At 47.9% G+C, this 13299-nt stretch carries 14 protein-coding genes, 1 tRNA gene and 1 riboswitch; of the genes, 11 read left to right on the forward strand and 4 right to left on the reverse strand.

Annotated elements, in window-relative coordinates:
- The first annotated feature begins 38 nt into the window (after positions 1 to 38).
- The 4 genes from J4760_RS12695 (at position 39) to J4760_RS12710 (ending at position 3485) form a co-directional block, all read left to right on the forward strand.
- Positions 39 to 458, forward strand: a complete 420-nt coding sequence (locus J4760_RS12695; protein ID WP_237605962.1) for a hypothetical protein — start codon at positions 39 to 41, stop codon at positions 456 to 458.
- A 116-nt stretch (positions 459 to 574) separates the two neighbouring features.
- Positions 575 to 1972, forward strand: coding sequence for a 23S rRNA (uracil(1939)-C(5))-methyltransferase RlmD (gene rlmD, locus J4760_RS12700; RefSeq protein ID WP_237605963.1), 1398 nt, complete (start codon positions 575 to 577; stop codon positions 1970 to 1972).
- Between the two features lie 43 nt (positions 1973 to 2015).
- A complete protein-coding gene (locus J4760_RS12705; RefSeq protein WP_237605964.1) occupies positions 2016 to 2543 on the forward strand; it encodes a hypothetical protein in 528 nt (175 codons plus the stop codon).
- A 9-nt stretch (positions 2544 to 2552) separates the two neighbouring features.
- Positions 2553 to 3485 carry an arsenic resistance protein gene (locus J4760_RS12710; RefSeq protein WP_237605965.1) on the forward strand — a complete coding sequence of 311 codons (933 nt, stop codon included), beginning with the start codon at positions 2553 to 2555 and terminating at the stop codon, positions 3483 to 3485.
- Positions 3486 to 3532: 47 nt separating this feature from the next.
- Here J4760_RS12710 and J4760_RS12715 read toward each other — a convergent pair.
- Together J4760_RS12715 and J4760_RS12720 are read right to left on the reverse strand one after the other, a co-directional pair.
- Positions 3533 to 3604, reverse strand: a tRNA-Val gene (locus J4760_RS12715).
- A 119-nt stretch (positions 3605 to 3723) separates the two neighbouring features.
- The gene (locus J4760_RS12720; protein WP_237605966.1) at positions 3724 to 4182 is read right to left on the reverse strand and encodes a very short patch repair endonuclease; all 459 of its coding nucleotides are present in this window, start codon (positions 4180 to 4182) and stop codon (positions 3724 to 3726) included.
- Between the two features lie 233 nt (positions 4183 to 4415).
- Positions 4416 to 4527, forward strand: a riboswitch (SAM riboswitch).
- A 72-nt stretch (positions 4528 to 4599) separates the two neighbouring features.
- Between J4760_RS12720 and J4760_RS12725 the strand changes: the two genes are divergently transcribed.
- Genes J4760_RS12725 through acsA form a run of 5 tightly spaced genes read left to right on the forward strand, consistent with a single transcriptional unit; the run spans position 4600 to position 10759 of the window.
- Positions 4600 to 6399, forward strand: coding sequence for a PLP-dependent aspartate aminotransferase family protein (locus J4760_RS12725; protein ID WP_145288382.1), 1800 nt, complete (start codon positions 4600 to 4602; stop codon positions 6397 to 6399).
- Between the two features lie 15 nt (positions 6400 to 6414).
- Positions 6415 to 7428, forward strand: coding sequence for an aliphatic sulfonate ABC transporter substrate-binding protein (locus J4760_RS12730; protein ID WP_237605967.1), 1014 nt, complete (start codon positions 6415 to 6417; stop codon positions 7426 to 7428).
- A gap of 22 nt (positions 7429 to 7450) precedes the next feature.
- Positions 7451 to 8296 carry an ABC transporter permease gene (locus J4760_RS12735; RefSeq protein ID WP_145288377.1) on the forward strand — a complete coding sequence of 282 codons (846 nt, stop codon included), beginning with the start codon at positions 7451 to 7453 and terminating at the stop codon, positions 8294 to 8296.
- 13 nt (positions 8297 to 8309) lie between these two features.
- Complete coding sequence (locus J4760_RS12740; RefSeq protein WP_145288374.1) at positions 8310 to 9053, forward strand: ABC transporter ATP-binding protein; 744 nt, start codon at positions 8310 to 8312, stop codon at positions 9051 to 9053.
- 17 nt (positions 9054 to 9070) lie between these two features.
- Entirely contained in the window at positions 9071 to 10759 is a 1689-nt protein-coding gene (gene acsA / locus J4760_RS12745; RefSeq protein ID WP_237605968.1) for an acetate--CoA ligase, read from the forward strand.
- Positions 10760 to 10861: 102 nt separating this feature from the next.
- Here the strand turns inward: acsA and J4760_RS12750 are convergent, their stop codons facing one another.
- Together J4760_RS12750 and J4760_RS12755 are read right to left on the reverse strand one after the other, a co-directional pair.
- Positions 10862 to 11077 (reverse strand): helix-turn-helix domain-containing protein, encoded by a 216-nt coding sequence (locus J4760_RS12750; protein WP_237605969.1) that lies wholly within the window; start codon positions 11075 to 11077, stop codon positions 10862 to 10864.
- 9 nt (positions 11078 to 11086) lie between these two features.
- Positions 11087 to 11563: a DUF2975 domain-containing protein gene (locus J4760_RS12755; RefSeq protein ID WP_237605970.1), complete on the reverse strand. Its 477-nt coding sequence runs from the start codon at positions 11561 to 11563 to the stop codon at positions 11087 to 11089.
- A gap of 175 nt (positions 11564 to 11738) precedes the next feature.
- Between J4760_RS12755 and J4760_RS12760 the strand changes: the two genes are divergently transcribed.
- On the forward strand, positions 11739 to 12746 hold the full coding sequence (locus J4760_RS12760) for a thermonuclease family protein (RefSeq protein ID WP_237605971.1): 1008 nt from the start codon (positions 11739 to 11741) through the stop codon (positions 12744 to 12746).
- A gap of 73 nt (positions 12747 to 12819) precedes the next feature.
- On the forward strand, positions 12820 to 13245 hold the full coding sequence (locus tag J4760_RS12765) for an Ohr family peroxiredoxin (protein WP_145288363.1): 426 nt from the start codon (positions 12820 to 12822) through the stop codon (positions 13243 to 13245).
- Positions 13246 to 13299: the final 54 nt, after the last annotated feature.

Genomic DNA, 13299 nt, shown 5'->3' on the forward strand with positions numbered 1-13299 from the left:
ATTGGAATAAAGCTGTGCAGAAGGATTGGGGTGTTGGGATGATGATTTTCTTGAAGCTGGTTCTGGCCGGAGCGGTTTCGGGAGTGGTTTTCACTCTGGTAATGAAGCTGATCCGTCTTTTTACCGGCAACAAGGCGGATGTTCTGTTCTATAACATCGACTACATCCCCGTACTCAAGCAAAGGAGCGATCATAAGCTGCTCGGCATCCTGTTCCACTACTTCTGCTGCATTGCGAGTGCAGTGGTGATGTATCTCCTGCTCGTCCCTTTCGGTTTTGAAACGGAGGTCTGGTCATTTGTCCTTCTGTCCACGTTGGGTGGCAGCATTCTCTATTTTCTTACCGGGCTGTCAGCGTCACCACCGTCATCCGATGATTATAGTGCATGGCTATACTGGACACTCGGCCACGCAGTTTTCGGTGCATGTGTCGGATTGATGGTTCGTCTTTTGATATGAATGCATTTTCTATATTGCACATTATAGTAAATCATCCTAAAATATTTGAAGCAATTACTATGAAAATCATGGATAATGTATATATAGATTAAGAGATACGGATAGGAGAGACTGTTTTGTCGAATCAGAATTATGAAACACATATAGTGGAAATAGATAAATTGGATAAGAAGGGATCGGGGATGGGTCATGTATGGCGTGACGCTGGTGGCAGCAATCCGAGGAAACTGAAACTCAACGTGCCGCAGACCCTCATCGGCGAGACGGCCAAGGTGACCGTGCCGAACCCGGATCGCAAAGTGGCCCGCTTGCTTCCGGATGAGATCGTATCGGAAAGTCCGGAACGTGTTGTGGCACCATGTCCACATTTCGAGAAATGCGGCGGCTGCGTCTGGCAGCACTGGACGTACCAGGGGCAGCTTCACTATAAAACGGATAAAGTACGTGGGTTTCTTCGTGACCATGGATTTGATGTGGATATTGTCGCAGATGCGATCGGCATGGAGACACCATGGGAGTACCGCAATAAGATGGAATTCACTTTCGGTCGTGATGGGGCGCTTGGTCTCCATGAACTGGGCAATTTCCGCAATATCATCGATCTCGATACGTGCCTCATTGCAGGAGACGAGATGGTCCAGGCGATGCTCGAAGTGTCGGAGTGGGCACGGGAGCATGAGCTGAGCGGATACGACAAGGATCAGCATACAGGCCTGCTGCGCAATCTGATGGTACGCCAGTCCCAGAAGACAGGTGAGCTGATGCTTGCTGTTTTTGCGACGGAAGGACCGTCTGAGGTCGAGACGGCTGTGGGGGACCTTGTTCAGAGACTGACGACTAAGTTCAGTAGCCTGAAAAGTCTGATGTGGATGGAAAATACCGACTGGGCCGATATGACTCAGTCGGAAAATACGCATATTCTTCATGGCCGTGACTACATCAACGATGAGATGTACGGCTATAAATATAGAATCTGGTTCGATACGTTCTTCCAGACCAATCCGCAGCAGGCGGAGAAGCTTGTGGAACTGGCCATTGAAATGGCTGAAGTCGAATTCGATGAACGCATGATCGACCTGTTCTGCGGTGTAGGGACATTCTCCCTGCCATTTGCCAGAAGGGTAAAGGAACTCGCAGGTATCGAAATTGTGGAGACATCCATCGAATCGGCCAAAAGAAACGCAGAAGACAATGGAATCGGCAACACCTACTTCCTGGCGAAAGATGCCAGAAGGGGAATGGACGAAGTACTCGAGTCATGGGGCATACCGGATCTGCTGATGCTGGATCCGCCACGTTCAGGTGCTGGAGGCAAGGTCATGCGCAGAATCGGACGTCTTGGAACGGACCGTGTCGTGTATGTTTCCTGCAATCCGGAATCTTTCGCAGAAGATGCTGCGTCACTCAGGGAATTCGGGTATGCACTCGAGAGAGTACAGCCAGTGGACCTCTTCCCCCATACAGTTCACGTCGAGCTCGTGGCACTTTTCAGAAAAACCAGTCCATCACTATAGACGATATTCTGATGGATACGGACACAGTATGAAGGAGGCAGTTATGAAGCAGTATCAATTTAAACTTTCGGTTGATTCGAATAGAAAAGTTTTGGCTATAGAAGACGATCACGATGAAACAGTCGGCTATGTTGAGAAAGCAGTTCTAAAAAACTGTGAGGAACAGAATACCTATTCATATACGTCCACACGGGGCACTTCTGTAGTACTCGGCTTGAAAAGGCGCCGCTTCAAGGATATGAATATTTCAAAATATATTATTGTGACAGATGATGTGCAGCATGTATTCAAGGAAAAACCGGGCAGAAATCTCCTGCAGTTCAAGATAGTCGGAGAGGTGGATGACCACCATATGAAGGTTGAAGAGAATTCCGATGGTGATATGGAAGCCCATATAGACAAAAGATATGTGGCTACAGTCAAGGAAAAAGGGCCGAATGGGAATACCGTCATCATGGCGGATACGGAGCTCGATGATCTGTCCATGAAATTCGGCATCATTGTCCTTATGTACTTCATGTTCAAGCTTTATAAAAGAGAGACATGGGATGTTGCCAATCTGCTGGAATAGGTGCGCATCATGAACAGTCTGGAGAGGTACCAGCCGGTCATCATACTGCTTGCTGTGTGCATCGGTCTCTTGATCGGCGGCATTGATGCCATAGGGAGTATGGCGGACCACTTCATTGCCCCGTTTCTCATGCTCATGCTGTATGGTCTTTTTCTACTGATGCCATTGAAGCGTGTCTTTACATCATTCAGAAAAGTGAAGTTTGTTGTGACGTCCCTCGTCATCAATTTCATATGGACCCCCATCATTGCATATCTGATCGGAATGTTATTTCTATCTGACCATCCGCTTCTATGGATCGGTTTCATCATGCTCACCGTTACACCATGCACAGACTGGTATCTTGTCTTTACAGGCATTGCAAAAGGGGACACTGTACTTTCCACCTCAATGCTGCCTATGAATCTGATACTGCAGCTGATTCTTCTACCTGTCTACCTCCACCTCTTTTTTGGATTGGAGCAGAGTATGGGACTGCCGGTACATACGATCATCGAAAGCATACTGACCATCATCGGCATACCGCTCCTCCTTGCCATACTGACGAGAAGGCTGTTTGGATCAGGGGGCAGGATGAAGCGGTTTTTCGAGCAGGCGAATGTCCTGTTCCTTGGCGTAGCAATTGCCGCCATGTTCGCCTCCGAGCGGACTTCACTGATTGAAAATCTGGATATTGTGCTGCTCCTCCTACTGCCACTGCTTGTATTCTTCACAATCAACTTCATTGGAGGCAGTGCTGCCAGCAGACTTCTGTCATTCAGCAAACAGGAATCAGTCAGCCTCATCATCATGACATTGGCACGCAATTCACCGCTTGCGCTCGCAATTGCCATTGCTGCCTTTCCAGACGAGCCGCTGATTGCATTATCACTCGTGATCGGGCCCATCATCGAATTGCCGGTTCTCGGCCTTGTTTCAAGAATACTGAACAGTTATAAATAAAAAAAACATCCAGTCTATTGACTGGATGTTTGCGTTTTAATACTGGATGGTCTGTACTGGGATCGAACCAGTGACCCCTTCGATGTCAACGAAGTGCTCTCCCGCTGAGCTAACAGACCAAGCTTTTATTTATCTGTCGGGACTCACAACAATTTCAACACCTGCCGGGCAGGTGGTCAGGTGATGAGTCACGCTTTAAAAACTACATATTCAAATTTACAATGATTCTCGTAAATTGTCAACAATGAAATTGCGTTTCATCTCCTATTTTTTCCGCGTTTTTTATGCGTTTTGCAGCTTCTATGCATTCAGCAATCCTATCAACAGCCCCTTCGAAGTCATTTTTGAACTCATGCTCCCATAGACGCATGATGTGCCAGCCGCCATCGTGGTAGTGGGTGTCCACCTCACGATCCCTTTCCATATTTCTCGCAAGCTTCTGATTCCAGAATGCCTGGTTGCTCTTCGGCCAATTCCCATGCTCGGGACAAACGTGCCAGAAGCACGAGTCGATGAAGATGACGACTTTGTATTTCTGTATGGCAATATCGGGTGTGCCTTTCAGTCTGCGCACATTTTTTCTGAATCTGTACCCTTTGGCCCACAATGCTTTCGTAATCCTGTTCTCAAGCTTCGACTGCGCTCTGATTCTGCTCATCGTGCGTTTCCTTTGTTCAGGTGTCATCATATCGGCCATGGAATCATCCCCATCCTACTTCAATCCTACCCAGGCGACGGAAAAATCATGCGATCAATATTCTATAATCTGAACGAATATGATCATCACCGATTGAGAAGCTCTTGGAATAGAAGGCTATCCGTAATCGCTGTACAGCTTTAAAAATCCGAATAATTTTTATTTAAAAAATGTTTTGACATTCATTTTTAATTCATAGTATTGTAGTATACATTATTAGAAATCCATATAAATACTTATCGAGAGTGGCGGAGGGACTGGCCCGATGACGCCCGGCAACCGTCAAGCTGTACAGCTTGACAAGGTGCTAATTCCTGCAGGAATCATATTCCTGAAAGATAAGAGGGGGTTCAAAGTTCTCTTCTTATACAAGAAGAGAACTTTTTTTAATAAATTCATATTCAAGGAGGAATCATCATGTCACAAGAAAACAACTCTACTTATGATCTCGAAACCATTTCGCTGCACGGTGGACAAGCTCCGGATCCAACGACCGGGGCAAGGGCGGTGCCGATCTATCAGACAACATCCTATGTATTTCATGATACGGATCATGCAGAAAGCCTCTTTTCACTGGATGAGCCGGGCAATATATATTCCCGCATCGGCAACCCGACCGTAGAAGTATTCGAAAAGCGCATGGCATTGCTTGAAGAAGGTGTAGCTTCAGTGGCGACATCATCCGGCATGTCTGCCATTACATTATCCATACTCAATCTGGCCAGCGCCGGTGATGAAATTGTTGCTGGATCGAATCTTTATGGAGGTACATATAATCTGTTTGCAGTGACACTGCCGCGCTATGGCATCAATGTCAAATTCGTGGATCCTGCAGATCCCGAGAATTTCAAGGCTGCCATTACGGATAGGACAAAAGCAGTCTTCGGCGAAACAATCGGCAATCCGGGACTCCAGGTACTGGACATAGAAGCGGTCTCTGCCATTGCACATGAAGCCGGTGTCCCGCTGATAGTGGATAACACCTTTGCGACACCTCATGTATGCAAGCCGATTGCACTCGGTGCAGATATCGTAGTCCATTCGGCAACAAAATGGATCGGTGGACATGGCACATCCATCGGCGGTGTAGTGGTCGACGGAGGAAGATTCAACTGGAATACGGCGAAATATCCGGAATTCACCGAACCGGATTCCAGCTATAATGGCATTCGCTACGCAGTCGACTTTGGGACACTGGCTTTCAGTACGAAGATTCGCGTTCAGCTGTTGCGTGACTTCGGCGCAACATTGAGTCCGCATAATGCATTCCATCTGATCCAAGGTCTTGAAACATTGCATGTACGGGTGGAACGGCACAATGAAAATGCTGAAAAGCTTGCCAGGTTTCTAGACGATCATCCAGCTGTCGAATGGGTGACATACCCTGGCCTCCCGGACCATCCATCCCATGAGCTGGCCAAAAAAAGCTTCAGAAATGGTTTCGGTTCAATCATCACCTTCGGTATCAGAGGCGGCAAGGCTGCAGGCAAGCAGTTGATAGACAATGTGTCCCTCTGGTCACATGTTGCAAATGTCGGAGATGCCAAATCACTCATCATCCACCCAGCTTCCACGACACACCAGCAGCTTACAAAAGAACAGCTGGAAGAAACGGGTGTACTGGAAGAGCTTGTCCGCCTGTCCGTCGGTATCGAATCGGTGAGAGACATACAGCAGGATCTGAATCAGGCGCTGGCTAAAGCAACCGGCATCGGAGCTGAAGAGAAACAGGAGATCATCATCAATGATGAAGGTGTCATCCGGTGGGCACTCGATTCGCCGACTGAAAAAGTGGTGGATGAGAGCGGCAATACTGTGAATAGGCAGAAGACACTGGCGGTCGTGGGATTGAGCGGAAAAGAAGCGAGGCCGAGCTACAGGCTTGCCCGTAAGATGCAGCGCCTTGGATATAGAATCATTCCGGTGAATCCAAGGGAGACGGAAATACTCGGAGAGAAATCCTATCCGGATCTCTCGAGTGTGCCGGAGCCTATCGATGTGGTACAGGTGTTCAGAAGTCCGGAAGCAGCAATTGGAATTGCCAGGGAGGCGGTGGAAGTGAATCCTGGAGTCTTCTGGCTGCAGGAAGGCGTCATCTCTCCGGAAGCTGCAGATATTGCTAGAGAAGGTGGTATACAGGTTGTCCATAATAGATGCACATATAAGGAAGCACAACGGCTGAAAGGGACCATTTCGACATATGCATGCGAAATATAGAATAGGAGGGGAAAAATGAAGAAATCAATTTTTAATCATAAAACGTGGATATTTCTAGTTCTGGTACTCGTCGTGGTGATGGCTGGATGTGGGTCGGATGAAGCGGAATCGGCTGAATCGACGGCCGGGCCGGATAAGATACGACTTGACTACGCCTACTATTCACCGACAAGCCTGGTGCTCAAGGAATTCGGCTGGGCTGAAGAGGCATTTGAAGGAGAAGGCATTGAAGTGGAGTGGACACTCAGCCATGGAAGCAACAAGGCACTCGAGTTTCTGAACAGTGATAGTGTCGATTTCGGTTCGACTGCAGGTGCTGCTGCTCTGATGTCGAAAGCAAATGGCGCTCCGATTAAAAACGTCTACATCTACTCGAAGCCGGAATGGACAGCACTTGTCAAAAATGCAGATTCGGATATAGAAGATCTGCAGGATCTGGAAGGTAAAAAAGTCGCAGCAACCCTCGGCACCGATCCTTACATTTTCCTGCTCAGGTCACTGAATGAAGAAGGTGTTTCACAGGAGGATGTGGAAATCGTCAATGTACAGCACAGTGACGGTGCCACTTCCCTGGCCAATGGCGATGTGGACGCCTGGGCTGGGCTGGATCCACACATGGCCCGTCTCGAAGTGGAATCCGGCGCGGAACTCTTCTATAGGGAACCGGATTTCAATACTTACGGCTTCCTGAATGTAAGAGAGGATTTTGCAAAAGAGCATCCTGAGTATGTTGAACGCGTGATTGAAGTATACGAAAAGGCAAGAAAATGGACACAGGAGCACCCGGAAGAAGCGGCTGAAATTTTGATGAAGGAAGCCCAGATCGACAAGGAAGTGGCTCAGAAGCAGCTTGAACGTAATGATTTTTCAAACGCTGTTCCTGGTGAAACCCATCACGATGCACTCGTTGAAGCAGGGAAAATCCTTCAGGAAGTTGAAGTGATCGACTCCGAAGTGGATATCGAGGCATTGACGTCGGATCTGATTGAACCGAAGTTTGCCGAAGAGACAGTTGAAGCCGCCGAATAAATTGCACAAGTAGGTGAAATGAATGGAGAAAAGTGTCGGACAGCTGACTGCAGTCCCCGCAAATGAACGCATTGATGAGAAAAAGACGATTGCAAGAAGGAAGAAGAGGGTTCAGCCAATCATGCTCGGCAGTATCCTGCCGATTGTCTTGATTGCGGTATGGGAAGTGCTGAGCCGAACCGGGATATTCCCTGCCTATCAACTTCCCGCCCCAACCGCAATACTCGCCACAATAAACGGCATGTTCCAGGATGGCACTCTTTTTACACATGTAGGAATCACTACATACCGTGTCTTCATAGGCTTCCTGATTGGTACAGTTGCTGCGATGGTGGTCGGATCGATTGTCGGTTTCTACGAAAAGGCGGAACAGCTTTTTGATCCACTGATCCAGGCCTTTCGCTCCATTCCCTCGTTGGCGTGGGTGCCCCTCTTCATTCTATGGATGGGCATCGGCGAACCATCGAAAGTGACGATGATCGCGGTCGGTGTCTTCTTCCCGGTGTATCTGAATATTATCGGAGGAATCGCCGGAGTGGACCGTAAACTGATCGAAGTCGGAAGAATGTATGGATTGAACAATCTTCAGCTGATCAGACGTGTCATCCTGCCAGCAGCACTTCCGTCATTTCTGACAGGAGTGAGAAGCGGGCTTGGCCTCGGCTGGATGTTTGTTGTTGCGGCCGAACTCATGGGAGCGAGCAGTGGCCTCGGCTACCTTCTGGTACTGGGTCAGAATACCCTATCGCCTGAAATCATCCTTTCAAGCATCATACTATTTGCAATTATTGGCAAATTGACGGACTGGATACTCAAAATCATAGAAACTCGGACACTGCATTGGCAGGATGGCATGGTGAAATCATAGAAGGAGGGTTCCGATGAGTCTGGAACTACGGAATGTCGGTAGAACTTTTAATGACAAAGCGGCGGTGAGGAATATTTCTTTTACAGCACAACCTGGTGAAATCATCGGCCTATTGGGGACGAGCGGTTGTGGAAAAAGTACGGTGCTGAGGGCAATTTCAGGACTCGATGACGCTTACGATGGTCGTATAGAATTCAATGGAAAAGCACCCGGGGCGGTCCGCAATGCAATCGGCTTCATTTTTCAGGAACCGCGTCTCATGCCATGGCTGACCGTATTGGAAAATGTCACATTTGGACTGAAGGGAACGAGAGCGGAAAAGGAATCGAAGGGGAAAACGTTCCTTGAAAATGTAGGGCTTGCCGGTAATGAAAATGCATATCCGAAGGAACTTTCAGGAGGCATGGCACAACGTGCAGCCATAGCTCGTGCCCTCGTCACCTCTCCGGAGGTGCTGCTGCTCGATGAGCCTTTCAGCGCGCTTGATGCGTTCACAAAAATGCAGCTCCAGGATCTGCTGCTGGATATATGGAAGACATATCAGACGACGATAGTGCTTGTCACCCATGATATTGATGAAGCCACATACTTGTGCGACCGCATCATTACACTGCGCGGACAGCCTGGTGAAATGGAGAGGGAGATCGCAATCAATGAAGCACGTCCAAGAACAAGAGGAAGCGGAGAATTGGCTGAATATAAGAAAGAGATACTGGACAGTCTTGATCTGAACCAGCCGGCAGCTGCTGAAAAATAGGAAAGGAAGTGGATATCTTGTCGCATAGAGAAGCAAAAATCATAGATCCCGTACCAGGTGCATATAATCTAGGGGACTACGATCATACGAGGCGGACATTCAGGTGGGATAATGCAGCGGATGGGTTGAAATTCAGATCAACAGGGAAATTGAACATCGCCTATGAGACGATCGATCGCCATGTGGAAGATGGTTACGGTGACAAAACGGCACTTCATTATGCCAATGGGGAAGAAAAGCGGTCCTATACATTCCAGGAGATCAAAGAGAAGTCGGATCACTATGCTCGGATTCTGAAGGAAAATGGCATCAGAAAAGGCGATCGTGTATTTGTCTTTCTTCCGAAAACACCGGAATGCTATATTGCAATACTATCAATCATAAAAGTGGGAGCCATCGCCGGACCACTGTTTGAAGCATTCATGGAGGACGCAGTAAGGGACCGGATCAACGACTGCAATGGTACACTTCTGATTACAGACAGGGATATGGTGGAACGTGTCCCTCGTGAAGATATTCCTTCACTGAAAACGATTCTTTTCGCTGAAGATATCGAGGCTTCTCCAGTCGAAAATGATGCCGGGGACCTTGTGGAATGGATGGACCCGGAAGATGGCATGCTGATCCACTACACGAGCGGCTCGACAGGCAAGCCTAAAGGCGTACTTCACGCCCATCGTGTCATAACGCACCAGTATCAGTCCGGTAGATGGGTCCTGGATATCAAAGAGGATGACATATACTGGTGCACTTCACATCCGGGATGGGTCACAGGAAGTGTATACGGACTGTTTGCCCCATGGTTGAACCGGGCGACAATCGTTGTTCAGGGCGGACGTTTCAAAGCCGAGAACTGGTACCAGCTAATTGCGGAACTCAAGGTGACCATCTGGTATAGCGCACCGACTGCATTCAGAATGCTTCTTTCGCAAGGAGAGGTGATCAGGAATTACGATCTTTCGTCTTTGAGGCATATACTCAGTGTAGGTGAGCCTCTGAACCCTGAAGTCATCTATTGGGCTTGGGAACAGCTCGGCGTAAGAATCCACGATACATGGTGGATGACGGAAACAGGTGCACATCTGATCGTAAACCTGCCGGGTGAGAAAATCAAACCGGGTTCTATGGGCCGGCCCTTCCCTGGCGTGGAAGTCGGCATTCTGGATGAAGAGGGCAATGAAGTCCCAAGAGGTGCAGTCGGGCAACTTGCCATCCGCACACCATGGCCAGGTCTAATGAAAGAGATATGGGGCAACAAGGATAAATTCGATTCCTACTTCAAGTATGAAGGCTGGTATATATCAGGAGATCTGGCCTATCAGGATGCAGAAGACTATGTGTTCTTCCATAGCCGCGATGATGATATGATCAACTCGGCTGGTGAACGTATCGGACCGTTCGAAGTGGAGAGCAAACTGATAGAGCATGAGGCCATCCAGGAAGCAGGTGTTATCGGTAAACCGGACACCATTCGCGGAGAAATTGTCAAGGCGTTCATCGTGTTGAGGGAAGGATTCGAACAGTCGGAAGCACTTCTTGAAGAGATACGTGTATTCGTCAAAAGCAACTTGGCTGCCCATGTGGCACCACGGGAGATTGAAGTGATGGAGGAGCTCCCAAAAACGACGATCAGTGGCAAAATACTGAGAAGAGAACTCAAGCAGAGGGAAATTGAGAAGGAAGGAACCAGTCTTTTGAGTAGATGACGCAGCCATCAATCCAAAGAACTTCCGCTTCATTCATAATAAAACAACTATAACAGTTGAAGAAAAGCGGCCCACTTTTGCAGATGGGCCGCTCTTCTTCAGCTATTCCTTCGTTTCTTCTTCATACTCCAGTATGTCTCCCGGCTGGCAATCGAGTGCACGGCACAATGCTTCGAGAGTGGAGAAGCGGATTGCCTTGGCTTTTCCATTTTTCAGTATGGACAGGTTGGCCATGGTAATGCCCACCTTATTGGATAGTTCCGTGACGCTCATTTTCCGCTTGGCGAGCATCACATCAATATTTATTCTGATTGTCATATTCTCACCTCAGACTGTCAGTTCGTTTTCAGTTTTGATGTTGATGGCTTCATCCAGCAGTTTCTCCAGTATGGCAGCGAAAAATGCAATGACCAGTGCTGCGAATACAGGCACCATACCCATGAGGATCAGACCGGGTGCATCATCGATTTCTGCTGCGATATAGACGAACGGCAGTATAATGAAGTAGATGCCACTGATGATGAATGCTGAAATCTTGATTTTCTGCAGTGCCTTGACCGACAGATTGGAGAATGCATCCTTCCGGTCAATATAGTTCAGAAGTTTAAAGCCCTGGACCAGCGCAAAGAGATAGGGCAGTACTGTCAGCAGTATGCCGATGACGATCGGATACAGGATCAGGGCATACTCAGGATTGATCGGGTTTCCTAACAGAAAGTATATCAGATAGACGAAACCGGCCAGGACGGGCAGGGCCATGAGTACGACAGCAGCTTTTAGAAATAAGGATGATCCACGTTTCATTTTTTACACCTCACATTATGATATATACTATCATATTACGTTATTTATCGTTTATCAATAAAATTATATTGATTATGAGCAATATTGAGAAGTGTTGTATAAATTCGTATAAATGGATTGTGTCTGGTGATGACTGTAGTAGTATTAGAGTAATTGAATGAATAAGAGGGGTTATATGAATTTGTTTTTGATTCTATCTGTTTTAGCTGCTTTGATGGCAGGTGTGACCTTCGGTATGGGACTGGTGAAGCACGCGACACAAAAAGGGCATAAGCAATCCTGGCAAACCTCCATCATGATGATGACGATTGCGATAGTGCTTGGTTTCATTGCTGCGTTGATGGATGAAGCACTTAGCCTCGGCACCGGTTTCAGTGTAGTCGGTGCATACCTTGTGCTGATGGCCATTGGGATCTTCATCATTCATCTGATGGAGAAGCAGGAAAATGCAAAAGGACATCTCAGATATGCTGGTATTGCTTTTGTCACTGCAGTGGCCGCTTTTGCGATCGCTTTCCTTGTTGCGGACTCCGATGAGAATCCGGTTCGTGAAATCAGCGAAACCTTTGGGGCCGAGGATGCAGCGCCTTCAGAGGGAGAGCGGATTCCTGTCACAGTAGCATCATTTATTGATGGAGATACGACGCGGTTCAACTTTGATGGAGAAGAGGCGTCTTTCAGATATCTGCTTATTGATACTCCCGAAACGAACCATCCGAGAATCGGTGAACAGCCGTTTGGCAAAGAGGCCTCTGCAAGAACAAAAGAGATTCTGGAAGAGGCTTCAAGCATTGAAGTGGAATTCGATGTGGGACCGGACCAGGATCATTATGATAGATATCTGGCATATATTTATGCGGACGGGGAGATGGTCAATGAAATGCTGGTCAGGGAGGGTCTTGCACAGGTCAAGTACATCAACCCGCCGAATACGACACACCTCGGGCAGCTGGAGGCGGCACAGGCGGAAGCTGAAGCGGCAGGGCGCGGCATATGGTCGCTCGATCAGCCGTATGATTCCGAAATCCATCAGGAGGAAAGCGCGAATGATACGCAGGGTGAAGATGAGCGTTTCGCAAACTGTACCGAGCTGAGACGGGTCTATCCGGACGGTGTGCACGCGGGTCATGCAGCGTATCAGTCTAGAATGGATGGCAATAAGGATGGTCATGCGTGCGAATGACCGGGCAGTTTATTTGATAGTTTGCAGTGAGTTTCTTACAATGGAAACATACTGATGAAGGAGTTGAGCTTTAATGAAACCATTGTACGAAGTCAAGATGATCAATACAGGCGGTAGAGACGGAGAAGTGCACAGCGAAGACAAATCATTTTCAATGAATGTCAAACAGCCGAAACAGATGTCCGGTGAAGACACGAACGAAACGAATCCGGAACAGCTTTTCGCCGCAGCTTACAGCGCATGTTTCAACAGTGCTCTGGATGGTGTATTGAAAAAAGATAAGGCTGGCGATGTGCAGCGCGTAGTCATGGCAACAGCAAGACTCTTGAAAGACGAATCGGACGGTGGATTCAAGCTTTCAGCGGAAGTTGAAGTTGAATTCGAAGGCATCGACCAGGACAAGGCTGAAGAGTACGTGGAGAAAGCCCATGAGGTCTGCCCGTATTCCAAGATGGCCCACAATGGCATCGATGTAGAAATCAAAGCGACAACGAAATAATCGTAAATGAAGGACGGGGAGCCGATGGGTTCCCCGTTTTTTTATGATTAAATG

Source organism: Salinicoccus sp. ID82-1 (assembly GCF_021991715.1).
In the GTDB taxonomy this organism is placed as follows: Bacteria; Bacillota; Bacilli; order Staphylococcales; family Salinicoccaceae; genus Salinicoccus; species Salinicoccus cyprini.